We start from the raw sequence: 26,517 nt of genomic DNA, 5'->3' as shown, positions 1-26,517 counted from the left end.
TCCAGTGAGCGACAACGCAGTCGCCGGCGCCACGAGCGTCGACCATGAGGACGAGGTGCTCGCCGAGCTGACCGCCCCGGTCCCGGAGGTCGGTGACGGCGGACCCGAGATGATCCAGCTGCTGACCCCCGAGGGCCAGCGCGTCGAGAACACCGAGTACGACGAGTACGTCAAGGACCTCACCGACGAGGACCTGCGCGGCTTCTACCGCGACCTCGTGCTGATCCGCCGCGTCGACGCCGAGGCCACCGCGCTCCAGCGCCAGGGCGAGCTCGGCATCTGGGCCAGCCTGCTGGGCCAGGAGGCGGCGCAGGTCGGCTCCGGTCGGGCGATGCGCCCGCAGGACTACGCCTTCCCGACCTACCGCGAGCACGGCGTCGCCTGGTGCCGCGGGGTGAACCCGCTCAACCTGCTCGGCCTCTTCCGTGGCGTCAACCACGGCGGCTGGGACCCGAACGAGAAGAACTTCCACCTCTACACGATCGTCATCGGCGCCCAGACGCTGCACGCGACCGGCTACGCGATGGGCATCCAGCGCGACGGCGACGTCGGCACCGGCGACGACGAGCGCGACGCCGCCGTGATCGCCTACTTCGGTGACGGCGCGACCGCCCAGGGTGACGTCAACGAGTCGTTCGTCTACGCCGCGGTCAACAACGCCCCGGTCGTCTTCTTCTGCCAGAACAACCAGTGGGCCATCTCCGAGCCCAACGAGCGCCAGACCCGCATCCCGCTCTACCAGCGCGCTCGCGGCTTCGGCTTCCCCGGCGTGCGGGTGGACGGCAACGACGTCCTGGCCGTCTACGCCGTGACGCAGCAGGCCCTCAACGCGGCCCGCTCGGGCAACGGCCCCACGTTCATCGAGGCCTACACCTACCGGATGGGTGCCCACACCACCTCCGACGACCCCACCAAGTACCGGGTCTCCGCCGAGGTCGAGGTGTGGAAGCACCGTGACCCGATCGAGCGGCTGAAGTCCTACCTCGTGCACACCCAGAAGGCCGACCAGGCGTTCTTCGACGCGCTCGAGGTCGAGGCCGACGCCCTGGCCGTCGAGGTCCGCGAGGGCTGCCTCTCGATGCCCGACCCGACGCCCGACTCGATGTTCGACCACATCTACGTCGAGGAGCACCCGGTCGTCGAGGCCGAGCGCAAGGAGTTCGCCGCCTACCACGCCGGCTTCGAGGGCGAGGGGAGCCACTGATGGGCACCATGACGATCGCCAAGGGCATCAACAACGGCCTGCGCGCCGCCATGGAGCGCGACCCCAAGGTCGTCCTGATGGGCGAGGACATCGGCAAGCTCGGTGGCGTCTTCCGCGTCACCGACGGCCTGCAGAAGGACTTCGGCGAGGACCGCGTCATCGACACCCCGCTCGCCGAGGCCGGCATCGTGGGCACCGCGATCGGCATGGCGCTGCGCGGCTACCGTCCCGTCGTCGAGATCCAGTTCGACGGGTTCATCTACCCCGCGTTCGACCACATCGTCAGCCAGGTCGCCAAGATGCGGGCCCGCTCGCTCGGCAAGGTCAAGTTGCCGATGGTCATCCGCATCCCGGTCGGCGGTGGCATCGGCGCGGTCGAGCACCACTCCGAGTCCAACGAGGCCTACTTCGCGCACACCGCCGGTCTCAAGGTGGTCTGCTGCTCCAACGCCGAGGACGCGTACTGGATGATCCAGCAGGCCATCGAGTCCGACGACCCGGTGCTGTTCTACGAACCCAAGCGCCGCTACTGGGACAAGGGTGAGGTCGACGAGTCCGCCGCCCCCCGCGAGCTGCTCAAGGCCCAGGTGTGCCGCGAGGGCAGCGCTGCGACGCTGGTCGCCTACGGCCCCATGGTCAAGACCTGCCTGCAGGCGGCCGAGGCCGCTGCCGCCGAGGGCAAGGACCTCGAGGTCATCGACCTGCGGTCGCTGTCCCCGCTCGACCTCGACACGGTCGCCGCGTCGGTCGAGAAGACCGGCCGGGCCGTCATCGTCCACGAGGCCTCCACGTTCCTCGGCATGGGTGCCGAGATCGCGGCCGCCCTCCAGCAGCGCTGCTTCTACCACCTTGAGGCGCCCGTGCTCCGGGTCGGCGGCTACAACCTGCCCTACCCGCCGAGCAAGCTGGAGGAGGAGTTCCTCCCCGACCTCGACAGGGTGCTCGACGCCGTCGACCGCTCGCTGGCCTTCTGAGAGGGGCGCGAAAACCCATGGCAGTCAAAGAGTTCAAGCTTCCGGACCCCGGTGAGGGCCTGACCGAGGCCGAGATCGTCACCTGGAACGTCAAGGTCGGCGACGCGGTCAAGGTCAACGACATCATCGTCGAGATCGAGACCGCCAAGTCGCTGGTCGAGCTGCCGGTGCCGTTCGCCGGCACCGTCACCGCGCTGCACGTCTCCGAGGGCGACATGGTCGAGGTCGGTACGCCGATCATCTCCGTCGACACGGCGGGTGGCGCCGTGCAGGCCCCGGGCGCAACCGCCGTGCAGGACGCGCCCGCGGCCGGAGCCGTCGAGCCCGGGATCGAGGGCTCGCCCGCGCCGAAGATGGCGGCTGCCGCGGCGGCCGCCGAGTCCGACGACGAGGAGATCGAGGAGGGCAAGATCGGCGGCACCACGTCGACCGGTCGCACCGCAGTCCTCGTCGGCTACGGCGTCAAGCAGACCGAGGCCAAGCGTCGCCCGCGCAAGGGCACCCCGGTGGGGAGCGTGCCCGCCAAGGTCGAGGCGCCGCAGCTGTCGGCCAAGGCCACCGACGTCGCCATCGAGCCGGTCGAGCTCGGCGGCGAGGGCGGACCGGCCGCCGCGCCGGTCGCTCGTGAGGGTGGCGCCCGCGCGCTGGCCAAGCCGCCGGTGCGCAAGTACGCCAAGGACCTCGGCATCGACCTCGGTTCCGTCGCCGGGTCCGGCGAGGGCGGCATCATCAGCCGCGCCGACATCGACGCGCACGTCTCGCGCGGCGCGGAGCCGACCACGGCGGCTCCGGCCGCCGCGGCGGAGCCCGGCCAGGCAGCATACGTGGCTCCGGTGTTCACCCGGGGCGGCGAGCGCGAGACGCGCATCCCGATCAAGGGGGTGCGCAAGATGACCGCGCAGGCGATGGTCGGCAGCGCGTTCACGGCGCCGCACGTCACCGAGTGGGTCACGATCGACGCCACGGCGACGATGGAGCTCGTCGAGCGGCTCAAGAAGGACCGCGAGTTCAAGGACGTCAAGGTCACGCCCCTGCTGGTGCTGGCCAAGGCGATGACGGTCGCGCTGCGCCGCCACCCGGAGATCAACGCGACGTGGGACGAGGCCGCCCAGGAGATCGTGGTCAAGCACTACGTCAACCTCGGCATCGCCGCAGCCACCCCGCGTGGCCTGATCGTCCCGAACATCAAGGACGCCGACCAGATGTCGATGCGCCAGCTGGCCGAGGCCATCGGCGCGCTGACGGCCACCGCCCGTGAGGGTCGGACCCAGCCGGCGGAGATGTCCGGCGGCACGATCACGATCACCAACGTGGGCGTGTTCGGCGTCGACACCGGCACCCCGATCATCAACCCGGGTGAGGCGGCGATCCTCGCCTTCGGCGCGATCCGTCGCCAGCCGTGGGTGGTCACCGCAGCCGACGGCACCGAGACGATCGAGCCGCGCTGGGTCACCCAGCTCGCGCTGTCGTTCGACCACCGGCTGGTCGACGGCGAGCTCGGCAGCAAGTTCATCGCCGACGTCGGCGCGATCCTCGCCGACCCGGCCCGAGGCCTGGTCTGGGGCTAGCGAGCAACTGCAGACGCCGACGGCGCGCCGGGACCTCCCGGCGCCCCGTCGGCTGTTGCGGCGGCTACTCGTCGCCGCGCAGGGTGAAGGAGCGAAGCCGGTCACCGGTGAACCACAGGGCCGCGACGCTGAGCACCGCCGCGGCGACCAGGGCGTAGGTCAGCCCGGTGCCGGAGCCGGTCACCTGCGGGCTGACCGCCTCGGCCACACCGCGACCCCAGGCCCCGATCGAGACCCACTTGATCCCGCCGAGGAGCGAGCCGAGCAGCCCCTCCCACAGCAGGGCGAAGAGCAGCCCGATGACGACCGCGTGCCGCGTGAAGGCAGCCAGGGCCAGGAACAACGCGGCGTATGCGGTGCCCGCCACGACGCCGGCCGCCCCCCAGGCGACCGCCTGCCGCACGTCCCCGCTGTCGAGCACCAGACCGGCCACCAGCAGCGGCAGCCCACCCAGCGCGACGGTGGCGGCCCACGCCACGGCGAACTTGCTGAGGGCGATGACGTGCCGGCTCACCGGCTTGGAGAGCAGGTAGACGATCGACCCGTCGTCGACCTCGGGGCCGAGCACCGCGGTGGCCGCGAGGAGCGCGACGAGCGGCAGCGCGAGCGTGAAGCCCAGGCTGAGCACGGCGTCGTAGCCGACGGCGTCGTCGGTCAGGGCCGCGACGATGACGGCGAGGGCGATCAGCACCGCGGGGATGATGACCAGCACCAGGCCGCGGCGCCGGCCGAGGAGGGCCTGGCGCGACAGGCGCAGGATCGTCGAGTTCACTGGTCAGCCCCCCACCAGGTAGGCGAAGACGCTCTCGAGCGACTCGTCCGTCGGGGTCAGCTCGAGGATGCGGATGCCGTGCTGCCGGGCCACCTGTGGCAGCCGGACCGTGAAGGCACCGAAGTCCGAGACCGACACGTCGACCCCACCCTTGGGGCGCAGCGACACCGCGACCACCGAGGGCTCGGCGATCAGGGCACTGGCCAGGCCCCGGTCGTCGTCGCCGACCACGACGTACTGCACCGGTCGGTCGGTCATCAGCCTGCGGATCTGGCCGAAGTCACCCGAGGCCGCGTGCCGCCCCGACACGACGACCTCGATCTGCCGGGCGACCTGCTCGACCTCCTCGAGGATGTGCGAGCTGAACAGCACGGTGCGCCCCTCGCTACCCATCCGCCGCAGCAGGGTCATCAGGTGCAGCCGCTGGCGGGGGTCGACGCCGTTGAAGGGTTCGTCGAGCAGGAGGACGGCAGGGTCGTGGACGAGCGCGGACGCGAGCTTCACGCGCTGGCGCATGCCCTTGGAGTAGGTGCCGATCCGGCGGGCGGCGGGCTCGGTCATCTCGACGACGTCGAGTGCGAGCTCGGTCGCGGCGCCGGGGTCGGCGAGGCCGTGCAGCTCGGCGTTCGCCTGCACGAACTCGCGCCCGGTGAGGTAGCCGAAGCTCAGCTCGCGCTCGGGCACCAGGCCGATGGATCGGTAGGCGTCGGTGTGCCGCCAGATCGGTGTGCCGTCGAGGGTCACCGAGCCGGCCGACGGCGCGAGGAAGCCGGACATCAGGGCGATGAGGGTGGTCTTGCCGGCGCCGTTGGGCCCGAGCAGGCCGGTGACCCCGGGCCGCACCGTCATCGAGATCCCGTTGACGGCCACGACGTTGCCGTACCACCGGGACGCCTGGTCGATCGTGATGACGCTCATGGACGCCCCCTGCTCATGGACGGTCTCCGCTCATCGACGCCCCCTGCTCATGGACGCTTCCCCGCTCATGCGGTGGCCACCCTGCGGTAGCGCCAGACCAGGCCGGCGAGGCACGCCGCGGACAGCCCGACGAACACCACGACGTAGGCAGCCTGCATCGGCACGCCCGTCGGTGGCGTCGCGACGTCGCCGTCAGCCCACGTCGCCATCAGGCCCCGGTAGAGCGAGTAGGGCGAGAAGAGCCCGGCCACCTCGCCGACCCGGGCGTGGTGCTCTTCACCGGCGATGGCCTGGATCGCCGTCACGATCCCGTTGCCCAGCAACAGCAGGGCGATGGTCGCGACCACGGCGAACCCGCGCCGGGTCGACCACGACGCGATCAGCCCCGCCACCCCGGCCAGCGACAACGCGAGCAGCACGGCCAGGCCGACGCCCACCGCCGCCTGGCGGCTCTGGTCGGAGACGTCGAGCTCACCCAGCAGCGCCACGGCATACAGGATCAGGATGGGCCCCAGCAGGAAGACCAGGGTCGCGCCGAGGAGGGCGCCCCAGCGGGCGACGGCGTAGGTGGCCGACGGCAGCGGGCGCGCGAGGTAGAGCGAGATGGTGCCGTGCCGCAGGTCGCGCGAGAAGAGCACCGGCGCCTGCGAGGCGACGAAGATGCCCAGCAGCACCTGGGTCGTCGAGGCATACTGCGCGTAGCCGATCGGGAGCTCCTTGAGCCCGACCATCACCATGACGCCGCCGATGATGACGGCCGGCAGGACATTGAGGCCGAGCAGGATGAAGGGCAGCACCTTCGACCGGCCGGACCGGCCGAGCCCGAAGGTGTTGCGGAACCCGGTGACGAGGAGTGCGCCGGCGATGGACGCGGCGCCGAGCCGGGGCCCGGTGTAGGGCCGGTAGCCGAGGTCATGGATGACGCTGCGGCCCTCGGGGGTGGCTGACGAAGGATCTGCGGCACGATCAGCGGAGCGGTCGGCGGAACGATCCGCGGAGCGGGGCAGCTCAGTCATCGGCGAACACGTCCTCGATCCGGCGGTGGTCGACCTGCAGCCGCACGAGGCCGAGCCCCAGGTCGCTCGCGGTGTCGCGGATCAGGTCGTGCACGTCCCGGGCTTCGACGCCGTCAGCCCGGCCCGGACGGTCGGCTGCGGCGTCGACGGTCAGGAGGGCGCCGCGCGGCGTGGTGGTCACGCCGGCCGCGGCGAGTCCCTGCGCCATGCGTGCGGTCGCGTCCTCGCCGTGCACCTCCACCAGCAGGACGCCGGTCGCGTCGAGGAACTCGTCGGTGCGCGAGGCCCGCAGGAGGTGGCCGCCGTCGAGGACGACGACGTGGTCGCTGACCCGCTCGAGCTCGCCGAGCAGGTGGGAGGTCACGATGACGGCGATCCCGAAGTCGTGCCCGATCCGCTGCACCAGCCCGAGCATCTCGTCGCGCGCGGCCGGGTCGAGGCCGTTGGTCGGCTCGTCGAGCAGCACCAGCCGGGGGTCGTGGGCCAACGCCTGGGCGAGCTTGGCCTTCTGCTTCATGCCGGTGGAGTAGCCGCCCATCGGCCGGTAGCGCTCCTCGGCCAGGCCGACGTGGCGCAGCACCTCGGCGGCGCGCTCGCGGGCGGCCACCTTGGGCAGCCCCGACATCATCGCCATGTGCACGACGAAGTCGCTCGCGCTCACGTCCGGGGGCAGGCAGTCGTGCTCGGGGAGGTAGCCGACGGCCGCGCGGATGGCCGGACCCTCGGACGCGATGTCGTGCCCGAGCACCTGCGCCCGGCCGCCGGTCGCGGGGACCAGGCCGAGCAGGATCTTGAGCAGCGTCGACTTGCCGGCGCCGTTGGCGCCCACCAGTCCCGTGATCCCCGGACCGATCTCGAGGTCGAGGGAGTCCAGCGCCAGCACCGGACCGTAGTCCTTGGTGAGGCGCTGGGTGCGCACGACGGCCCCCGCGTGATCGGCTTCCACGCGAGCCACAGTAGCCGTGCGGGGTGCGCCGACCGGTGCGACCTCGTGGAGGTTCGGTGCAGGTTCAGGGGAGGTTCAGGGAGGACCCCGACCAGGGCCGCCGCAACGAGCCGCGAGGTATGCCGCGGACGTGAGCCCGCGGCATACCTCGCAGCGTGGTGGAGCGGTGGAGCGATGGAGCGGTGAAGCGATGGAGCGGTCGTGCGGTGGTGCTGCGTCGAGCGTCAGTGGCCGATCGCGGGTGGCGCAGCGGCAGCCGCGTCGGCCTGGGCCTTGTCTGCACCTGCCTGGTCGGCGTCCGCCTTGTCGGCGGCACCCCGCTCGGAGTAGGCCGAGCCGCCGCGCAGCTCGACGTGGGGGAGCAGCAGCATCACCAGGAAGCCGATGACCATCACGCCGGAGCCGACGAGGAAGACCAGGTCCATCGAGTCCGAGAAGCCCTGGAGGAACGGCTTGGCCAGCCGCGGGTCGAGGTCGTTGAGGAACGAGCTGTCCTTGAGGACCCCACCCGCGGTGCCGCCGGCCTGACCGGCCGCGGACGACAGCCCCTTGGCGAACTCGGCGTTGGCCGGGTCGGCCAACGCGGCCTGGAAGTCCTTGGTGCCGGCCGAGGCCTTGAGCGCCGTCTGGATCCTGTCGGGCACCGTCGAGAAGAGGATGGACAGGAAGACCGCGGTGCCGAGCGTGCCACCGATCTGCCGGGTGAACGTGGCGGAGGAAGTGGCCACCCCGATCAGGCGCGGGGAGACGGCGTTCTGGACGGCCAGGGTCAGGGGCTGGAAGTTGAAGCCCAGCCCGAGCCCGAACGCCACCATGACGATGCTGGTCTGCCACAGCGGGGTGTCGGCCTTGATGAAGTGGAAGACGAACAGCGCGATCGCCAGCAGGGCCGACCCGATGATCGGGAAGCGGCGGTAGCGCCCGGTGCGGCTGATGATCTGGCCGGAGACGATCGAGCCGGCCATGATGCCCAGGGTCAGGGGCAGCAGGAGCAGGCCGGCCTTGGTCGGCGACGCGCCCTTGACGATCTGGAGGTACAGCGGCAGCGAGGCGAGACCACCGAACATGGCCATGCCGATCAGCACCGAGGCGCCGGAGGCGACCGCGACGGTCCGCTCCCGGAACAGCGTGAGCGGCAGCAGCGCCTCGTCCTTCATGGCCCGCTCGACGAGCAGGAACGCGACGACCCCGATCAGGCCGATGACGTAGCAGGCGATCGAGCGGCCGGAGCCCCAGCCCCAGTCGCGACCCTGCTCGGCGACGAGCAGCAGCGGCACGAGGCCGAGGGTCAGGGTGGCCGCACCCCACCAGTCGATGCGGTGGTCGAGACGGGTGTGCTGGAGGTGCAGGGTGCGCGAGACGACGAAGAGGGCGGCGATGCCGATCGGCACGTTCACGAGGAACACCCAGCGCCAGCCGTCGAAGCCGAGGATGGTGTCCTGGCCGGCGAAGAACCCGCCGATGACCGGGCCGAGCACGCTCGAGGTGCCGAAGACGGCGAGGAAGTAGCCCTGGTACTTGGCACGCTCCCGTGGCGGCACGATGTCGCCGATGATGGCGAGGGCGAGCGAGAAGAGACCGCCGGCCCCGAGGCCCTGGACGGCGCGGTAGAACGCCAGCTGGAGCATCGACTGCGAGAGGGTGCAGAGCACCGACCCGATGACGAAGATCGTGATCGCGGTCGTGAAGAACTTCTTGCGACCGTAGATGTCGGACAGCTTGCCGTAGAGCGGCGTGACGATCGTCGAGGTGATCAGGTAGGCGGTGGTCGCCCATGCCTGCTCGTCGAGGCCCTTGAGGTCGTCGGCGATGGTGCGGATGGCCGTGGCCACGATGGTCTGGTCGAGGGCGGCGAGGAACATGCCCATCATCAGGCCGACGAGGATCGTGATGATCTGTCGGTGGGTCAGGGGCCCGTCGGGACGGGCGGGGGCGGCGGCTGCCATGTCAGTTCTCCGGGGAACGAGTGGGAGTGGGGGTAGGAGTAGGGGGAGGGGTGGAAAGGTTCTTGCGTTGGCGTTCGAGGTCGGCGCCGAAGCGCTCGAGGTAGCCGGCGAAGTCGCTGGCCTCCTCGGGGGTCCACTCACCCATCAGCTCGCGGAACCACTCGGTCCGCTGCTGCGTGATGCCGGCGAGGAGCCGGGTGCCCTCCTCGCTGAGCTGGACGACCTGGGCGCGCCCGTCGGCGGGGTCGCTCACCTTGTCGACGAGTCCGTGCCCCTCGAGGGTGCTCACCTGCCGGCTCACGGTGGAGACGTCGGAGTGCACGACCTCGGCGAGCACCGAGACGCGACGCGGTTCGGCGGCCAGGTTGAACAGGATCGGGTAGGCGGTGGCATCGACCGCCGGGTGGATCCGTGGTGCGTGCTGGCGCATGGCCTGCAGGAGCTTCATCAACCGGATCAGGCCGACGCTGACGCGCTCAGCCGTCTCCCGGTCGAGGTGGAACGTGTCGGGCGACATGGACATACCTTGGGTCAGGAACTTGCTTGCGACATACAAGTATCACGAAATGGTTGTGTGCAGCAAGCAATAAGAAAAGCAGCGCAGCATAAAGAAGCAGCGAGAACGATCCAGCCAGCCACGATCCAGCCAGCAACGAGCCAGCGAGCCAGCGAGCACGGACTGCTAGGGGACGAAGACGAGGTTCTCCAGCACCTGGTGGGCGACGGCCTCGTCGCCCTGCACGGTGAAGTGGATGTCCTCGACGGTGCCCCGTCCGGCCGCCCGCCGGGTCAGCGCGTCGGTCGACAGCGTGATGGTGGTGAAGACGTCGTCGGGGTCACCGTCGTGGGCGATCCCCGAGAACAGCGGTATGCCGCGGGGCTTGCCGTCCTCGTGCGACTCGACCCAGACGCCGGCCCGCCCCACCACCGGACCGGTGCTCTCGATGATGACGACGTTGCCCGGCGGGATCTGGGCCTGGCGGGCGATGAGCTTGGGTAGTGAGGAGAAGAGCAGGTGCATGAAGACGACGGCGCCACCGGAGTCGAGGTCGCCGGGGCGACCGAGCGCCTGGCGGATGTCCTGCTCGTGGGTCCAGATGTCGAGGATCCGGGTGGGCAGGCTGTCTCGCAGCGGGGCCGGTCCCCAGGCGCCCTGCACGACCGTGTCGAGGGTGACGCCGGGTGCGCTGAACTGCTCGACCCGCAGGGCCGCGATGGTCTCCAGCTCGGCAACCACCTTGGCGCCGACCATCGGCCGCCGCAGCTCCACGGCCCGCTCGAGGAACTCCCCCTCGGCGTTGTGGATGTGCTCGTAGTCGGGCAGCTCGACCCGCGGGTTCGCACCGCTGTGCAGCCAGGTCTCCAGGCCGACGACGTGCGAGATCTGGTCCTTGACGGTCCACCCCGGGCAGGCGGTGGGCAGCGCGAAGTCGTCATCCGAACAGGAGTGCCCGAGGTCGACCACCGCCTGGGTGGTCTGCTGGTAGGCCGCGACGAGTCCGGCCAGGTCTTCGGGTGCTGCCGGGTGCAGAGGCATGCCCCCACCCTACGAGGTGGCTGGTTGCACGGCGGCCCGGGCGAGGTCCCGGGCCTCGGTCTCCTTAGGCTGTCACCATGACCTCCTCCGTCGCGCCCGCCGGGCGCACCACCGACGGAAAGAACACCGCGGACCCCACCCCGGCGCGGGTGCCCCTGCTGGCCCTCGGCGTGGCGGCGGTGCTGGCGCTGCCGCTCGCCGCGGTCCTCGGCGAGGCCGCCGCCGCCCCGGTGGTGGCCGACCCGGGGGCGTTCGTCCGGTGGGGCGTGCTCTACGCGCGGGTGGTCCACGACCTGGCTGCGGCGCTGACGATCGGGTTGCTGGTCCACGCGGCATACCTCGTGCCGGAGACCACCCGCACCAACCGGCGCCTCGTCGCGACCCGGCTCGCGGGGATCGCGGCCGGCCTGTGGGCGCTCGCGGGCGCAGCCGGGGCCGTGCTCACGATGGCCACCTCCATCGGCATCCCGCTCACCGACCCGGCCTTCGGGCAGCAGTTCACGACCTTCGCGTGGACCTACGAGCCGACCCGGGTGACCCTCATCACGGCCGGCGTCGCGGCGGTCATCTCGCTCGGGGCGCTCGTCGCGAGCAGCCGCGCCGCGATGGCCTGGTTGTCCGTGCTCGCCGTCCTCGGCGTCCTGCCCCTCGCCCTCGCCGGGCACGCGGCCGGCGCCACCGACCACGCCACCGCCGTCAACGCGCTCGCCGTGCACCTGGTCGCGGTGACGGTCTGGGTCGGCGGCCTGGTCGCGCTGGCCCTGCTGCGACCCCTGCTGGGTGACGACCTGGCGGCGACCGCGGGGCGCTTCTCGACGCTGGCCGGGTGGTGCTTCGCGGCGGTGGCGCTGTCGGGCCTGCAGAGCGCGCTGATCCGGATCGGTCCGCTCAGCGACCTCGGCACCCGCTACGGCGTGCTGCTGATGGTCAAGACCGCGGCCCTCCTGCTCCTCGGGTATGCCGGGTGGCGCCACCGCCGATCGCTGCTCGCCGGCCTGCGCGACGGCCGGTCCGCGGCGTTCCTGCGCCTGGTCGTCGCCGAGCTCGTGGTCATGGGCATCGCGATGGGCACCGCCGTGGCGCTGGCGCGCAGCGCCCCGCCGGTGCCGGACACCGCGGTGGAGGACCCGTCCCCGGCGTTCGCGCTCACCGGCTACCCCGACCCCGGCCCGCTGACCGGCGACTCGTGGCTGACGACCTGGACCATCGACTGGCTCTGGCTGGGCCTTGCGGTCGTCGCGGTCGGGCTCTACCTCGCCGGGGTGGTCACGCTGCACCGCCGCGGCGATGCCTGGCCGGCCCACCGCACCGTGGTCTGGGTGCTCGGCTGGGCGGTCTTCGTCTACGCGACCTGTGGCGCCCCCGGGGTCTACGGCCGGGTGCTCTTCTCGATGCACATGGTGATGCACATGGTCGTCGCCATGCTGGTGCCGCTCCTGCTGGTGCCGGCGGCGCCGCTCCTGCTGTCGCTGCGAGCCCTGCGGTCCCGCCCCGACAAGACCTGGGGTCCGCGCGAGCTGGTCCTCCAGGTCGTCCACTCGCGGCTGCTCAGGGTGTTCGCCAACCCGGTCGTGGCGGCCGTGCTGTTCTTCTTCAGCCTGGCGATCTTCTACTACTCACCGCTGTTCGAGCTCGCGCTGCGCACCCACACCGGGCACGTGCTGATGGTGGTGCACTTCCTGCTGACCGGCTACCTCTTCGCCTGGGTGCTGATCGGCATCGACCCCGGGCCCAAGAAGTGGTCGCCGCTGATGCTGCTCGTCGTGCTCTTCGCGACGATGTCGTTCCACGCCTTCTTCGGGGTGGTGATGACCGGCAGCTCGACGCTGCTGGCGCCGGGCTTCTTCGAGCTCGTGCGGCTGCCCTGGATGACCGACCCGCTCGGCGACCAGCACGAGGCCGGGGCGATCGCCTGGGGCATCGGGGAGGCGCCGACCGTGATCCTCACTCTGCTGGTGGCCGTCGCGTGGGTGCGCACCGACCGCGCCGAGTCCACGCGCAAGGACCGCCAGGCCGACCGCGACGGAGATGCGGAGCTGGCCGCCTACAACGCACACTTGCAGGAGCTCAAGCGTCGAAACGAGGGGCGGCGATGACCATGCGGGTGGCCGTGGTCCAGGTGGCGTACGGCGACGACGAGGCGATGGACGACCGGGTCGACCGGGTCGCCGCGCTGGTGCGCGCCCAGGCCGGACACGACCTCGTCGTGCTGCCCGAGCTCTGGGCACCGGGCGGGTTCTCCTACCGCGAGTGGGCCGACCGGGCGCAGCCCATCGCCGGCTCGATCGGGTCGGCCATGTCGGCCGCGGCTCGTGATGCCGGGGTGCTCCTGCACGCCGGCTCGATCATCGAACGCGCAGAGCCGGGCCACGGGGGCGCTGTCGGGGTGGGAGCCGACGGCCACGGTCTCTGGAACACCTCGCTCCTCTACGGTCCGGACGGGGCTCTCGTCGCGGCCTACCGGAAGATCCACCGGTTCGGCTTCGGCTCGGGCGAACCGAAGCTGCTCGACGCGGGCGAGGACGTCGTCGTGGTCGACCTGCCGGGCGCTGCCCCGCATCGCGCGGGCCTGTCGACCTGCTACGACCTGCGGTTCCCCGAGCTCTACCGGCGTCAGCTCGACGCCGGTGCCACCGTCTTCGTCGTACCCGCCGCCTGGCCGGCTGCGCGGGTGCGGCACTGGACGCTGCTCGCGCACGCCCGCGCGATCGAGGACCAGTGCGTCGTCATCGCCTGCAACACCGGCGGCACCCACGCTGGCACCGAGATGGCCGGGCACTCCCAGGTCATCTCCGCCTCCGGCGAGGCGCTCGCCATGGCCGGCGCGGGCGAAGAGGTGCTCAGTGTCGACGTCGACCTCGACGCCATCACGGCCTGGCGCGAGCAGTTCCCGGTGCTCCAGGACCGTCGGCTCTGATGCGCGCACGTCATCGCCTCAAGGCCCCACCCCTGCTCGGGCGGGGCTGGCTCAACACCGGCGGCCAGTCGCTGAGCCTCGACGAGCTGCGGGGCCGGGTCGTCGTCCTCGACTTCTGGACGTTCTGCTGCGTCAACTGCCTGCACGTCCTCGACGAGCTGCGACCGCTGGAGGAGAAGTTCAGCGACTCGCTCGTGCTGATCGGGGTGCACTCGCCCAAGTTCGAGCACGAGGCCGACCCCGACGCCCTCGCCGCGGCGGTCGAGCGCTACTCCGTGCACCACCCGGTGCTCGACGACCCCGACCTGGTCACCTGGCAGGCCTACACCGCCCGCGCCTGGCCGACCCTCGTCGTCATCGACCCTGAGGGCTACATCGTCGCCTCGATGTCCGGTGAGGGGCACGCGCACGGGCTCACCGTCCTCATCGAGGAGCTCGTGGCCGAGCACACCGCCAAGGGCACCCTGCGCCGTGGCGACTCCCCGTATGCCGCGCCGCCGCCGCCCGAGACCGCGTTGCGGTTTCCCGGCAAGGCCGCCGGGCTCGACGACGGGTCGTTCCTCGTGTCGGACACCGCCCACCACGAGCTCGTCTGGCTCGAGCCGGACCTGGTCACGGAGCGACGACGGTTCGGCGCAACGAACATGGATGCAGCGAACATGGATGCAGCGAACGTGGATGCAACGAACGTGGATGCAACGAACGTGGCTGGCGCGAACACCCTGGCCGAGCCCCAGGGCGTGCTGGTGCTGCCCGCCGCCACGGCCGAGCGGGTCGGCTACGACGTGGTCGTGGCCGACTCGGTGCACCACCAGGTCAAGGGACTCCGGCTGGCTGACGGCGCGTGGACCCTGCTCGCCGGCACGGGTCGACAGCTGCGCGAGCGGTCGGGCAGCGGCCCGGCGCTCAAGCAGGACCTCTCCACCCCGTGGGACCTCGCGTGGTTCATCGACCGGGTGGTCATCGCCATGGCGGGCACCCACCAGCTGTGGGCCCTGCACCTGGCCACCGACCCCGCCGACAACACCGTCGCCGTGCTCGGCGGCACGTCCGCGGAAGGCATCCGCGACGGAGCGGCCGACGAGGCGTGGTTCGCGCAGCCGTCGGGACTGGCCGTCTCGCCGGACGGCTCCCGGTTGTGGGTGGCCGACTCCGAGACCTCGGCCCTGCGGTCGCTCGACGTCACCGACGAGGGCTTCGTCGTGACCACCCACGTGGGACAAGGGCTGTTCGACTTCGGGCACCGCGACGGCCCCGCCGACCAGGCGCTGCTCCAGCACCCGCTCGGGGTCACCGTGCTGCCCGACGGGTCGGTCGCCATCAGCGACACGTACAACGGGGCGATCCGCCGGTTCGACCCCCTGACGTCGGAGGTGAGCACCCTCGCGACCGGCCTGCTCGAACCCTCCGACGCCGTCGTCGAGGCCAGCGAGCAGCGCGACGGGCCTCCGGCTGGGCGCAGCCAGCTGGTCGTGGTCGAGTCGGCGGCCCACCAACTCGTGCGGATCCCGTTGCCCGACAAGGCCCAGCGCGTCGACGGCCTTGCGCACCAGACGCAGCGCCCGCGCACGGAGGTCGCCCCGGGTGCGCTCACCCTGACCGTCCACTTCACCCCGCCCACGGGTCAGAAGCTGGACCACCGCTACGGCGACCCCACCAGGCTGATGGTCTCGGCCACCCCGGAGGGGCTCCTGCGCGAAGGCGCGGGCGGCGCGCAGGGCCTGACACGCACTCTCGTCCTCGACCCAGCCGCCGGCGACGGGGTCCTGCACATCTCCGTGCAGGCGGCCTCGTGCGACGGCGACCCGGTCACGGGTGAGGTGCCCGAGCACGCGGCGTGCCATCTGTACCAACAGGACTGGGGCATCCCGGTCGTCCTGGTCGAAGGCGCGACCGATCGCCTCGACCTCGACCTGCGCGGCACGGACTAGCTGTACTGACCAGCGGCACGGACCAGCGGCACGGACTAGGGAAACGCACTGGCGGCACGGATTAGCCGGCCACGAACGAGCTAGCTCCGCAGCGAGTAGAGGACGGACTTCTTCCCTCGAGCATCGGTGTCGACCCGGTGCCAGTAGCGGGGGTCGTGGACCCTGCGGTGGTGGTGCCCGCACAACGGCACCGCGAGCTCGAGGTCGGTGTGGCCGCCGGACGCCCACGGATCCTCGTGGTGCAGCTCGGACCAGGCATAGGGCCGGTCGCACCCCTGCGCAGCGCAGGTGTCGTAGGCGATCGCGAGCGAGACGCGTTGCGCCTCGGTGAAGAAGCGCTCCTGCCGACCGAGGTCGATCGGCACGGACCGGCCGCCAAGCACCGCCGGGACGATGCCCGCGTTGCAGGCCAGCCGTCGAGCCTCGCTGGCCGAGAGGTCGTGGCCGGTGTCGAGGTGCGCCGCGCCGAGCGCCGCCTTGAGCTGGTCGTGGGCGACCGTCACGACCACCGTCGCCGCGACCTTGCCCGAGAGGGCGTCGGTGGGCAGGTGCTCGAGGAGCTCCACGAAGGCGGATCCGTAGCGGTGGGCCCAGTCGCCGTCGGCGGCACGGAAGGCGTCCCAGGTGGCGTCGGCCACCTCGGCCGCGGTGGTGGCACCGGCCGCCTTCGCTGCCCTGGCCGCCTGCTGCGCGAACCGCCGGGGCGACGCGATCTGCTGGACCGTCTTGACGAGGATCGCCGCCGCGAGGGATGGGAGGGTGAAGTGGCCACTGGTGGTGCCGTCGCCGTTCTGGTGCCAGGTCAGGCGCGACTTCGCCAGCGCCACGTCCTCCTGCGTCCGCAGGACCCGGTCCTCGTGGGCGTCGACCTCTGCCTGCGACCGCTCGACTGCGGCGAGGGCTCGCCGCCCGTCGCGTCGCAGGGTGCCAGGATCGACAAGCTTGGCCCGGCGCACCAGCGCGGTCTCGATCGCGGTGCGCTCGTCGGCCCCGAGGCCCTGGGGCAGCTGGGCGGTCGCCGTGGCGATGACCATGGCGTGCTCGGTCGACACGTCCCCGGCGGCCAGTGCCTCCCGGGTGGCGTCGAGGCCGTGGTCCAGAGCGGTCGCCAGGCGCACGTCGCGCGCTGCTTGACCACCCTCACGCCTGGTGCGGGCGGCGAGCCAGGCCCCGGTGCCGGTCATCCCCGACTCGGCCGCCACCGCGGACCGGTCGGCCTCCGCGACCAACGAGAGCCGCACCGCCTGCAAGCGGGTGATCACCCGGTCGACGGCACCCAGGGCGCTGCCGGCCGCCGCGGCTCCGATGACGTCTCCGCCGACGTGCCGGTCGAGCAGCTCGTCGATGGCGCGCAGCACCTCGACCGTCCCGGTGAGGCCGGGGTCGAGGGTGACAGCTGCGGACATGTAGGCAACTGTAGTCGAACATCTGTTCGAACACAAGCACGATCCACAGGAACATGACCAGAAAGATGGTCATCCGCCGGGTCCGGCCCCACAGCGGCCCGGCGGGCGAGGGTGGGCCGGGTCCCGCGAGGCACCCGCCGACGGCCGCGGCAGCGCGCGTCGGTTTGCGAAGTATGCGCCGCGTTGCCGCAGGTCAGGGCCCTTCGGCCGATAGAGTCGAGGCAACGGGCGACCAGTGCCCGCAATCCCCCCAGGAGTGAAGCATGTACATCGGACTCGGCATCTTCCTGATCGTCGTCGGCGCGATCCTGACCTTCGCCATCGACGCATCCTCGGTCGGCGGGGTCGACCTCCAGACGATCGGCTGGATCTGCATGATCGCCGGCGTTCTCGCGATCCTGCTGTCGCTCGTCCTCACCAACCGTCGCGGCGTGGCCGGTGGCGGCTACTCGGCCCGCCGGGTCAGCCACAGCGACCCGGCCACCGGCACCCGCGTCGACGAGGTCGACGTCGACCGTGACGGTCGCGTCTGACCCGCACCGTTTCACCGCCACGGGGCGGAGGGGATAACTCCCCTCCGCCCCGTCGTGCGTGCTGCAGCTGTACGGGTAGTTCTCCCCATCGACGGGTGCGCCGAACGTTCCTACCTTCGTCATCAGCAGCCGGTTCCACCAGGGGGACGGGCGGATCCGAAACACGATGCAGGAGAACGCAATGCGCACACCGAACCTCAGCCAGAAGCCGGTCCGGGTGGCCCTCGCCGCCGCCCTCGGCCTCTCGGCCGTCGCGGGCGGGGCGGCCATCGCCGACGCGGCCACGGGCACCGTCCGGACGAGTGGGGCCACCCTCACCGTCCGCTCCGGTCCGGGCACCGGCTACACGGCGGTGGCCACGATCGCCAAGGGCACCAAGGTCAACATCAGCTGCCAGACCTACGGCTCGACCGTCAAGGGCACCTACGGCACCTCGAGCATCTGGGACAAGATCGGCACCGGTCGCTACGTGTCCGACGCCTACGTCTACACCGGGCGCGACGGCTTCGTCGCCCCCAGGTGTGGCGGCAGCACCCCGGCCCCGACCGGCGCGATCAAGGACGACTACCCCTACCGCGGCGCCACCTCGGGCGTCGACCCGTGGAACTTCTACAAGGGCCAGTGCACCTCCTTCGCCGCTTGGCGCGTGCGCCACAACGTGGGGGTGGCCTTCTCGAACTCCTACAAGGGACAGCACTGGGGCAACGCCGAGCACTGGGACAACGCTGCCCGCGCCGCCGGCATCCCGGTCCACCAGTCCCCGAAGGTCGGGGACATCGCGGTCCGCAGCAGTGGTACCTACGGCCACGTCGCCTACGTCGCGAAGGTCAACAGCGACGGCAGCTTCATGGTGGAGGAGTACAACCACGTGCGCTCCGACACCTACAGCTACCGCAGGGCCACCCGAGGCACCGGCAGCGAGCAGTTCAGCGACTTCATCCGGTTCACGTAGGGAATCCCGGGATCGGCACCTCGGCAGACATCCGTTCCGCCCGCTGATCCGAACCAAGAGGGTGCGCTCGTCCCCGGAGGGGAGGGCGGGACCACAGCAACCTGACGAACGCCGAGCAGGTATGCCGAAGGGCTGGCTCCCAGGGGGGGCCAGCCCTTCGGTCGTGCCGGGACCACCCGGCATACCCGCGTGGTGGGGTGGTGGTGCGTCAGAACGCGGACTCGGGGACGTCCATCAGCGCGTTGTCGGTCGACTCGGCGATCTGGCGCTCGGCCGCGATCTTCGGGAGGACGTTGCGTGCGAAGAACGACGCCGCGGCGATCTTGCCCTCGTAGAAGTCGCGGTCCCTGGCCGAGACGCCATCGGACGCCAGCGCCTTGGCGGCCACCGAGGCCTGGCGCAGGAGCAGCCAGCCGATGACGAGGTCGCCGGCGCACAGCAGGAGGCGGGAGGTGTTCTGGCCGACCTTGTAGAGGTTGGTGACGTCGCCACCCTCCTGCCGCGGGTCGGACTTCATCAGCTCGCCGACCATGTAGCCGAGGATGCCCTGGACGTCCTCGAGGCCCTTGCCGAGCAGCTCGCGCTCGGTGTCGAGGCGCCCGCCGTCGGCGCCGAGGTCCTTGGCGAACTCCTGCACCTGCATGGCCACGTGCGAGAGGGCCTGGGCCTTGTCGCGGATGATCTTGCGGAAGAAGAAGTCGAGGCCCTGGATGGCGGTGGTGCCCTCGTAGAGGGTGTCGATCTTGGCGTCCCGGATGTACTGCTCGATCGGGTACTCCTGGAGGAAGCCCGAACCACCCAGGGTCTGCAGCGACTCCGTGCCGAGCAGCACCCAGGCGCGCTCGGAGCCGACGCCCTTGACGATGGGCAGCAGCAGGTCGTTGACCCGGTTGGCCATCTCCGCGGGGGTGTCGGCGGCGATCTCCTCCGACCCCGACTCCAGGAACGCCTGGTGGACGGTGTCCTGCTGCGTCGCGGTGTACATCACCAGCGCGCGCAGGCCCTCGGCATACGCCTTCTGCGTCATCAGCGACCGACGCACGTCGGGGTGGTGCGTGATGGTGACGCGGGGCGCGGCCTTGTCGGTCTGCTGCGTCAGGTCGGCGCCCTGGACCCGCTGCTTGGCGTAGTCGAGCGCGTTGAGGTAGGCCGTCGACAGCGTCGAGATCGCCTTGGTGCCCACCAGCATCCGCGCGTGCTCGATGACGCGGAACATCTGGGCGATGCCGTCGTGGGTGTCGCCGAGCAGGGTGCCGACAGCCGGCTCCCTGTCGCCGAAGGTGATCTCGCAGGTCGTGGAGACCTTGAGGCCCATCTTGTGCTCGAGGTTGGTGACGTTGGCGCCGTTGCGCTCGCCGAGCTCGCCGGTCTCGAGGTCGATCTGGAACTTCGGCACGATGAACAGCGACAGTCCCTTGGTGCCGGGGCCGGCGCCCTCGGGCCGGGCCAGCACGAAGTGGATGACGTTGTCGGTCATGTCGGACTCGCCCGAGGTGATGAACCGCTTGACGCCCGTGACGTTCCAGGTGCCGTCGGCGTTCTCGGTGGCCTTGGTGCGACCCGCGCCCACGTCGGAGCCGGCGTCGGGCTCGGTCAGCACCATCGTGCAGTGCCAGCCCTTCTCGACGATCCAGTGGGCCAGCTTCTTCTGGTCGTCGTTGCCGAGGATGTAGAGGAGGTTCGCGAACGAGTAGGAGGCCGCGAACATCGCGATCGCCGGGTTGGCGCCGAGCACCATCTCGTTCATCGCCCACTTGAGGCTGGGCGGGGCGACGGTGCCGTCGAGCTCGGCCGGCACGTCGACGCTCCAGAAGCCGGAGTCGACGTAGGCCTGGTAGCTCTTCCTGAACGACTCGGGCATGGTCACCGAGTAGGTCTGGGGGTCGTAGACCGGGGGGTTGCGGTCGGCGTCGGCGAAGGACTCGGCCAGCTCGTGCTCGGCAAGGCGCGACACCTCCTTGAGCATCTCTCGGGCGGTGTCCTGGTCCACCTCCGAGTAGTGGCCCTGGCCCAGCACCTCACCGCGGCCGAAGACCTCGAAGAGGTTGAACTCCAGGTCGCGCAGGTTGCTCTTGTAGTGGCCCATGTCGGGCACCTCCACCGTCTCGAACGTCGTCGTCGTGCGTGGCCAGCCCTGTACTGGTCAGTAACTTCCATGGTGCTACTGACGAGTAACGAATGCAAGCCCCTTGCCCTCGAAGGACTCGGTGGGATTCCCCACCAGCCCGACACCCGCACGAAGCCCGACCGAAGACGACCAGGCATGCCGCAGGTGCCAGGTATGCCGCGGGCGCGCGGGAGGTGCCCGGGTGCGGGTCGGTGGCCACCCGGCATACTTCCGAGGGTGAGCGAGGAACCGCAGGAGCAGCCCGCGAGCCCGTCCAGCGGCGCCGTGCAGCGCGCCCGCGCCGACCTGGCGGCAGGTCGGGAGTGGAAGGCCCGCGAGCGGCTGGTCGGCCACCTCGCCGCCGAGTACGACGCCGAGGCGCTGGAGCTGCTCGGTGAGGTGAGCTACGCGATGCGCGACCTGCCGGCGGCGGGTGCGGCGTGGTTCGGCACGACCCGTCGCGGCAAGGACGTCGACGAGTCGGTCGAGGCCTGGCGGGAGCGGCACGGTGACCACTTCGCCCAGATGTGGAGCAGCCTCCCGCGCTCGGTGCGCGAGCTCGAGGGCAACAAGCGGGTGGACGCCCTGCGTCGCCGCGCCGAGCAGGTCGGCAGCTCGGGCGGCGCCGGCGTCGGAGCCGGGCACGGACAGCCGGGCCAGGCGCGGGCAGGGCAGACGCCGGCGGGTCAGGCAGGCGCCGGCCCGGCGCGGGCAGGTCGGGTTGGCGCCGGCGTCGGGGACGACGCCGGTGACGGCGGTCCTGACGCGGCGACGGTCATCGCGTTGGTCCTGGGGGTGCTGTTCGTGGCCTGTGCGGTGATCGGCCTGGTGACGGTCCTCGGCTGGTTGGTGCCCGGATGATCGACGAGTCGTCGGTCGGGGTCGGCGGACCGCCGCTGGTGCGCCCGGCCGTCATCGCCCAGGTCGCCGACTCGGTGCCCGTGGCGCAAGGGGAGGACTGCGTGCGGGTGGCGGTCGACGGGGTCGACGGGGCGGGCAAGACGGTGTTCGCGGACGAGCTGGCGGCCGAGCTGTCCGCGCGAGGTCGGGCCGTGGTGCGGGTCAGCGCCGACGACTGGCACCAGGTGCGCGAGCTCCGCTACGCCCGGGGCCGCACCTCGCCGGAAGGTTTCTGGCTCGACTCCTACGACTACCCGCGGCTGCGCGCCGAGGTGCTCGAGCCGCTGGGGCCGGGTGGCTCCCGGGAGTACCGGCCGCGAGGCCACGACCTGCCCAGCGACGAGGTGCTGACCGGTCCGTCTGTGCACGCTCCGGCCGGCTCGGTGGTGCTGGTCGACGGGCTGTTCCTGCAGCGGGCCGAGCTCGAGGGGTGCTTCGAGCTCGCGATCTGGCTGGACGTGCCGTTCGAGGAGACGGCCGCGCGGATGGCGGAGCGCGACGGCACCTCGCCCGACCCCGAGGACCCGTCCATGCAGCGCTACGTGGGGGCCCAGCGCACCTACTTCGAGCAGCGCTCGCCGTGGGCCCGCGCCGACCTCGTGGTCGACAACACCGACCTCGCCGCTCCTTTCGTCGTGACCGGCCGGTTCGACTAGCTCTCGGCGTCGGCGTCGGCGCGGCGTGGGTGCTTCACCCGGTCGGTGCCGCGTGTCACCCTCGGGACATGGACAGGGACACCAGCGAGCACAGAGACACCGGCGAGCGGGGTGACACCGGCGAGCGGGGTGACACCCTCTCCGACGTGCTGCTGCTGCACGCGGTCCAGGCCAGGTGCGACGAGTGCCGCGGGGAGCGCATCCTCGTGCCCGTCGTCGACGAGCTGCCCGGCGGGTTCTGCTGCACGGTCTGCGACACGGCCGTCTTCGCCGCCGTCGACGACCTGCCGGCCGTGGCCGCCCTGCGTCGGTCAGCCTGACCTGCGCCGCGACTCGACCTGCGCGCCCCGCGGGGAGCTCAGGCAGGGCGGCCGAAGCGCGCCAGGTGGTGCCAGACCTTCTTGAGGTCCTGGGGGTCGTGCCCGCCAGCGGCCACGGCCACCCCGATGACCGCGGGGTCGAGCCGCTCGTCGACCGCCACCTCCTCTGCGACGGCGACGATGTGCGCGCCGCGGTAGTCGGGATGGGCGCGGACCGTGGCGAGGTCGAGGCGGAAGCCGTCGTGCCACTCGACCTCGCACGGCAACGTCGCTGCGTCCGACTCGACCGAAGTGCCACGGTAGACCGGGTCGAGGACGAGCGCCTCGACGTCGGTCGTGAGGTCGATGACGCCGTGGACGTGCGCCTCGACGTAGCTGTCGAGGTCCTCGGTCACCCCCGACTCCCAGTCGTGGTCGGCCGCGGTCGTGAGGTCGAGGTGGGCCGCGGTGCCGAAGTGCTCGGGCTGGTACACCGAGTCGGGGTAGCAGAACGTGGTGCGGGCGAGCGTGTGTGGCGCGAGCCGCAGGTGCGCCGACCCGAACCGCGGGGCGCCGCCGACCGACCAGCGACGGTGGTTGAGGGCGCCGTACTTGGGGCGCTCCCCGGCGGGCGCCTCGTCATACGCGCCGCCGAAGATGCGCTGCTCCCAGAACCAGCGGTGGCCCCCGGGGTGCGCCGTCAGCCCGCCGTTGCCCGTGCCGGTCTCGAACTGGTTGCGGTAGCGGCCGTCGCGCGCCATCGCCCGCAGGATCGGGGTGCCGTCCTGCTGGCGGTCGGGGTGGAAGTTCAGCGTGACCCGCAGCGCCGGGTCGACCGGCGCACCGAGCGCCCGCGACTCGACGTGCGTCACGGCTGCCTCGGCCCAGCGCGACAGCTCACGCATCACCCGACCCCCGAGAGAGGGAATCGCCGAGGATCCGCGCGGCGTGGGGGAAGGCGCCTGGGTTGGGCCCGCTGTAGTTGAGCCGCAGGAAGGGACCGGCGGCCTCGGCCGGGAACCACTCGGTGCCCGGTGCGACGAGGAGGCCGGCGCGCTCGCAGCGCATCACCAGCTCGGCGAGGTCGGTGCCGTCGGGCAGGCGAGCCCAGAGGTTGAGACCTCCCTGGGGCACCTGCTCCACATGGGCCTGCGGTGCGTGTGCCTCGAGGCTGTCGAGGAGCAGGTCGCGACGGGCCCTGAGCTGTTCGCGGACGCTGCGCAGGTGGGTCTGCCAGGCCGGCTGGGTGACGACGTCGAGGGAAGCGGCCTGGAGCAGGCCGCTGACGTACATCGAGTCGGCACCGCGGTCGGCGAGGATGCGCTCGCGGACCGGGCCGCGGGCGATGACGGCCGCGATGCGCAAGGCCGGGGAGACGCTCTTGGTGAGCGTTCGCAGGTAGATGACGTGACCCGAGTCGTCGTGCGCGGCAACGGGTCGGGAGGTCGAGGTGATGCCGAAGTCGTGGGCCCAGTCGTCCTCCACCAGGAACGCCCCGTGGTCACGCACCACCTCGAGCACCTGCTGGGCGCGCTCGACCGACCACTGCGCGCCGGTCGGGTTGGCGTAGTTGGGCTGCCCGTAGAAGACCCGGGCACCGCTCTCCTCGAAGGCTCGGGCGAGCTCGTCGGGGTCCGGTCCGTCGGGCCCCGACGGCACCGGCACGACACGCACCCCCGCCTGGGCGGCGGCAGTGATGGCGCCCCAGTAGGTCGGTGACTCCATCAGGACGGGCTGACCGGCCGCGACGACCGCACGGAAGAGCGAGCTCAGCCCGCTCTGGCTGCCGGGCAGGATGATGACGTCACTCGGTGAGGGAGGCGTGACCCCGACCGGGGTCGCCGCTCCGAGCTCGTGCGCGAACCACGACTGCAGGTCGGGCAGCCCGGCGACCGGTGGCCTCGACAGCGTCGTGTCACCGCGCACGGCGCGGGTCAGGGCGGCGCGCACGAGTCGTTCGGGCAGGAGCTCGCGCTCGGGGTAGCCGGAGTGCAGGGCGATCACGTCGTTGGGCGCGTTGCGCATCGCGGCCGAGACCGCAGGGGTGCGCGACTGGGGGGCGCGCAGGGCGGCGGTCTGCCAGCCGTAGTCGGAGGGCCGAGCAGTCCGCACGGCGCGCACGAAGGTGCCCACCCCCGGCCGGCTCTCGACGACTCCCTGGCTGGTCAGCTCGCGGAGCGCGCGCTGGACCGTGACCGGGCTGGCCCGGTGGCGCGCGACCAGGGTGCGGGTGGAGGGCAGCCGGGCGCCGGGGGGAGCGTCCGCGATCCAGTCCCGGAGGGACGCCGCAATCCGGGAACTGCTATCGTCATTCATGACGCAGCATAGTAGCGCTACTCTCCAATCCCGGCGAGCGCTATCAGCGCGCACCCCCACCGGCCTCTGGTGGGGCCTGCTGGGAGTAGCGGCCTTCTCGTTCACCGTCCCGTTCACCAAGGTGTCGGTCGGCGGGCTGTCGCCCCTCTTCATCGGGTCCGGCCGCGCCGTCGTCGCGGCCGTCCTCGCCGCCGTCGCGCTCGCCGCGACCGGCCAACGTATGCCGCGTGGTCGCCAGTGGGCGCGGCTCGCCGTCGTTGGGGCCGGGGTCGTCGTCGGCTTCCCGCTGCTGACCACCTACGCGCTGACCACCGCACCCGCCAGCCACGGCGCCGTCGTCATCGCCCTGCTCCCGGCTGCCACGGCCACCCTGGCCGTGCTGCGGGGGCATGAGCGTCCGCCCGTGTCGTTCTGGGTCATCGCGGCCGTGGGTGCCCTCGCCGCGATGGGCTTCGCGTCGGCCCAGTGGGGTGGTCTCGGCCAGCTGCGGTGGTCCGACCTCATGCTGTTCGGGGCAGTCGTGGCCGCCGCCGTCGGCTACGCCGAGGGCGGACTGCTCGCCCGCGAGCTCGGCCCCTGGCAGACCGTGTCGTGGGCGCTGGTGCTGTGCGCGCCGCTGATGGTCGTCCTGACCGTCGGGTCCGTCGCGCACCGGACGCCCTCGGCGACCGGGGTGCAGTGGGCGGCGTTCGCCTACCTGGGGGTGGTCAGCATGTTCCTCGGCTTCTTCGCCTGGTACCACGGCCTGGCCATCGGTCCGATGGCGCAGGTGAGCCAGGTCCAGCTCGTCCAGCCGGTGCTCTCCATCGCCTGGGCGACGCTGCTCCTGGGTGAGGAGCTGACCTGGACCACGGGCGTCGGTGGCCTGGTCGTGATCGCCTGTGCGGGCGCGGCAGTGCGGGTGCGACTCGGCATACCAGCGCTGCGCGCTGCGCCGACGACGTTGGCGACCTCGGCGCCGGGAGGAGACTGACGCCATGTACGTGCCGCACTTCAACGCCCTCGACGACGAGGCGGCGATCCGCGCGATGGTGGCCGAGCTCGGCTCGGCGCAGCTGGTCACGACGGGAGCCGACGGCTACCCGATGGCCACCCTGCTGCCGGTGGTCTGGCGGGGCGACACCGTGATCGCGCACCTCGCCCGCGCGAACGAGCACTGGAAGCAGATCGCTGACGACCAGCCCGCGCTGCTCGTCGTGACCGGCCCGCAGGCCTACGTCTCGCCGACCTGGTACGCGACCAAGGCCGAGCACGGCAGGGTCGTGCCGACGTGGAACTACTCCGTCGTGCAGCTGACGGGACGGGCGACGGTGCACGACGACGTCGACTGGCTCCAGGGCGCGCTCGACGAGCTGGTCGAGCGCCACGAGGGCCATCGCGAGGCGCCGTGGCGCAGCTCGGACGCGCCGGAGAAGTACCTCCGCGGGCAGCTGCGGGCGATCGTCGGGCTCGAGCTCGCGGTGGAGCGTGTGGAGGCCAAGGCCAAGCTCAGCCAGAACCGGTCCGACGCCGACCGGGCCGGGGTCGTCGCGGGGCTGCTGGCCGAGGAGTCGCGCGACGCCCACGCCGTCGCCGAGCAGATGCGCAGCGGAGTGCTCAGACGCTGATGCGCTGACGCT

The 26,517-nt window shown here is 71.6% G+C and carries 24 protein-coding genes; 13 read left to right on the top strand and 11 right to left on the bottom strand.

Annotated features, from left to right (window positions below; all coding sequences use genetic code 11):
- The first annotated feature begins 4 nt into the window (after positions 1-4).
- From pdhA to ABD262_RS12450, 3 genes are read left to right on the top strand one after another with little or no spacing between them, the layout of a single operon-like run.
- Positions 5-1,204: a pyruvate dehydrogenase (acetyl-transferring) E1 component subunit alpha gene (pdhA, locus tag ABD262_RS12460; RefSeq protein WP_425564856.1), complete on the top strand. Its 1,200-nt coding sequence runs from the start codon at positions 5-7 to the stop codon at positions 1,202-1,204.
- A complete protein-coding gene (locus ABD262_RS12455) occupies positions 1,204-2,178 on the top strand; it encodes an alpha-ketoacid dehydrogenase subunit beta (RefSeq protein WP_344136422.1) in 975 nt (324 codons plus the stop codon). Before pdhA ends, ABD262_RS12455 begins: the two co-directional genes overlap by 1 nt.
- 17 nt (positions 2,179-2,195) lie before the next feature.
- The gene (locus ABD262_RS12450) at positions 2,196-3,746 is read left to right on the top strand and encodes a dihydrolipoamide acetyltransferase family protein (RefSeq protein WP_344136419.1); all 1,551 of its coding nucleotides are present in this window, start codon (positions 2,196-2,198) and stop codon (positions 3,744-3,746) included.
- A gap of 64 nt (positions 3,747-3,810) precedes the next feature.
- Here ABD262_RS12450 and ABD262_RS12445 read toward each other — a convergent pair whose 3' ends face one another.
- The 7 genes from ABD262_RS12445 to ABD262_RS12415 all read right to left on the bottom strand — a co-directional run bounded on the left by ABD262_RS12445 (position 3,811) and on the right by ABD262_RS12415 (position 10,881).
- A complete protein-coding gene (locus tag ABD262_RS12445) occupies positions 3,811-4,518 on the bottom strand; it encodes an ABC transporter permease (RefSeq protein ID WP_344136416.1) in 708 nt (235 codons plus the stop codon).
- Positions 4,519-4,521: 3 nt separating this feature from the next.
- Entirely contained in the window at positions 4,522-5,436 is a 915-nt protein-coding gene (locus ABD262_RS12440; RefSeq protein WP_344136413.1) for an ABC transporter ATP-binding protein, read from the bottom strand.
- A gap of 65 nt (positions 5,437-5,501) precedes the next feature.
- Entirely contained in the window at positions 5,502-6,452 is a 951-nt protein-coding gene (locus ABD262_RS12435; protein WP_344136410.1) for a hypothetical protein, read from the bottom strand.
- Complete coding sequence (locus tag ABD262_RS12430) at positions 6,445-7,398, bottom strand: ABC transporter ATP-binding protein (RefSeq protein WP_344136407.1); 954 nt, start codon at positions 7,396-7,398, stop codon at positions 6,445-6,447. Before ABD262_RS12430 ends, ABD262_RS12435 begins: the two co-directional genes overlap by 8 nt.
- 224 nt (positions 7,399-7,622) lie before the next feature.
- Entirely contained in the window at positions 7,623-9,344 is a 1,722-nt protein-coding gene (locus tag ABD262_RS12425; RefSeq protein ID WP_344136404.1) for an MDR family MFS transporter, read from the bottom strand.
- A 1-nt stretch (position 9,345) separates the two neighbouring features.
- A complete protein-coding gene (locus ABD262_RS12420) occupies positions 9,346-9,861 on the bottom strand; it encodes a MarR family winged helix-turn-helix transcriptional regulator (RefSeq protein ID WP_344136401.1) in 516 nt (171 codons plus the stop codon).
- A 165-nt stretch (positions 9,862-10,026) separates the two neighbouring features.
- A complete protein-coding gene (locus ABD262_RS12415; protein WP_344136398.1) occupies positions 10,027-10,881 on the bottom strand; it encodes a maleylpyruvate isomerase family mycothiol-dependent enzyme in 855 nt (284 codons plus the stop codon).
- Positions 10,882-10,958: 77 nt separating this feature from the next.
- Between ABD262_RS12415 and ABD262_RS12410 the strand changes: the two genes are divergently transcribed.
- From ABD262_RS12410 to ABD262_RS12400, 3 genes are read left to right on the top strand one after another with little or no spacing between them, the layout of a single operon-like run.
- Positions 10,959-12,977 carry a bifunctional copper resistance protein CopD/cytochrome c oxidase assembly protein gene (locus ABD262_RS12410; RefSeq protein ID WP_344136395.1) on the top strand — a complete coding sequence of 673 codons (2,019 nt, stop codon included), beginning with the start codon at positions 10,959-10,961 and terminating at the stop codon, positions 12,975-12,977.
- A 2-nt stretch (positions 12,978-12,979) separates the two neighbouring features.
- On the top strand, positions 12,980-13,798 hold the full coding sequence (locus ABD262_RS12405) for a carbon-nitrogen family hydrolase (protein ID WP_344138179.1): 819 nt from the start codon (positions 12,980-12,982) through the stop codon (positions 13,796-13,798).
- A complete protein-coding gene (locus tag ABD262_RS12400; RefSeq protein WP_344136392.1) occupies positions 13,798-15,729 on the top strand; it encodes an NHL domain-containing thioredoxin family protein in 1,932 nt (643 codons plus the stop codon). Before ABD262_RS12405 ends, ABD262_RS12400 begins: the two co-directional genes overlap by 1 nt.
- Positions 15,730-15,809: 80 nt before the next feature.
- Here ABD262_RS12400 and ABD262_RS12395 read toward each other — a convergent pair whose 3' ends face one another.
- Positions 15,810-17,135: an HNH endonuclease signature motif containing protein gene (locus ABD262_RS12395; protein WP_344136389.1), complete on the bottom strand. Its 1,326-nt coding sequence runs from the start codon at positions 17,133-17,135 to the stop codon at positions 15,810-15,812.
- 263 nt (positions 17,136-17,398) lie between these two features.
- On the opposite strand from ABD262_RS12395, the gene ABD262_RS12390 reads away from it, so the two are divergent.
- Both ABD262_RS12390 and ABD262_RS12385 read left to right on the top strand, forming a co-directional pair.
- On the top strand, positions 17,399-17,668 hold the full coding sequence (locus ABD262_RS12390; protein ID WP_344136386.1) for a DUF6458 family protein: 270 nt from the start codon (positions 17,399-17,401) through the stop codon (positions 17,666-17,668).
- Between the two features lie 181 nt (positions 17,669-17,849).
- Entirely contained in the window at positions 17,850-18,620 is a 771-nt protein-coding gene (locus tag ABD262_RS12385) for a CHAP domain-containing protein (protein WP_344136383.1), read from the top strand.
- A gap of 208 nt (positions 18,621-18,828) precedes the next feature.
- Here the strand turns inward: ABD262_RS12385 and ABD262_RS12380 are convergent, their stop codons facing one another.
- Entirely contained in the window at positions 18,829-20,706 is a 1,878-nt protein-coding gene (locus ABD262_RS12380) for an acyl-CoA dehydrogenase (protein ID WP_344136380.1), read from the bottom strand.
- Positions 20,707-20,964: 258 nt separating this feature from the next.
- Here ABD262_RS12380 and ABD262_RS12375 point away from each other — a divergent pair, with 258 nt between their 5' ends.
- The 3 genes from ABD262_RS12375 (at position 20,965) to ABD262_RS12365 (ending at position 22,603) form a co-directional block, all read left to right on the top strand.
- On the top strand, positions 20,965-21,588 hold the full coding sequence (locus ABD262_RS12375) for a hypothetical protein (protein WP_344136377.1): 624 nt from the start codon (positions 20,965-20,967) through the stop codon (positions 21,586-21,588).
- Complete coding sequence (locus ABD262_RS12370; protein WP_344136374.1) at positions 21,585-22,283, top strand: nucleoside/nucleotide kinase family protein; 699 nt, start codon at positions 21,585-21,587, stop codon at positions 22,281-22,283. Before ABD262_RS12375 ends, ABD262_RS12370 begins: the two co-directional genes overlap by 4 nt.
- Positions 22,284-22,351: 68 nt before the next feature.
- A complete protein-coding gene (locus tag ABD262_RS12365) occupies positions 22,352-22,603 on the top strand; it encodes a hypothetical protein (RefSeq protein WP_344136371.1) in 252 nt (83 codons plus the stop codon).
- Positions 22,604-22,641: 38 nt separating this feature from the next.
- Here the strand turns inward: ABD262_RS12365 and ABD262_RS12360 are convergent, their stop codons facing one another.
- Both ABD262_RS12360 and ABD262_RS12355 read right to left on the bottom strand, forming a co-directional pair.
- Positions 22,642-23,487 carry a DUF3626 domain-containing protein gene (locus ABD262_RS12360; RefSeq protein ID WP_344136368.1) on the bottom strand — a complete coding sequence of 282 codons (846 nt, stop codon included), beginning with the start codon at positions 23,485-23,487 and terminating at the stop codon, positions 22,642-22,644.
- Entirely contained in the window at positions 23,480-24,898 is a 1,419-nt protein-coding gene (locus ABD262_RS12355; RefSeq protein ID WP_344136365.1) for an aminotransferase-like domain-containing protein, read from the bottom strand. Before ABD262_RS12355 ends, ABD262_RS12360 begins: the two co-directional genes overlap by 8 nt.
- Between ABD262_RS12355 and ABD262_RS12350 the strand changes: the two genes are divergently transcribed.
- Positions 24,897-25,871 (top strand): DMT family transporter, encoded by a 975-nt coding sequence (locus tag ABD262_RS12350; protein WP_344136362.1) that lies wholly within the window; start codon positions 24,897-24,899, stop codon positions 25,869-25,871. The genes ABD262_RS12355 and ABD262_RS12350 overlap by 2 nt on opposite strands.
- A 4-nt stretch (positions 25,872-25,875) precedes the next feature.
- Complete coding sequence (locus ABD262_RS12345; protein WP_344136360.1) at positions 25,876-26,505, top strand: FMN-binding negative transcriptional regulator; 630 nt, start codon at positions 25,876-25,878, stop codon at positions 26,503-26,505.
- The last annotated feature ends 12 nt before the right edge of the window (positions 26,506-26,517 follow it).

The organism is Pedococcus bigeumensis (genome assembly GCF_039531795.1).
GTDB lineage: Bacteria > Actinomycetota > Actinomycetes > Actinomycetales > Dermatophilaceae > Pedococcus > Pedococcus bigeumensis.
This window is presented reverse-complemented; position numbering and strand designations above follow the sequence as displayed.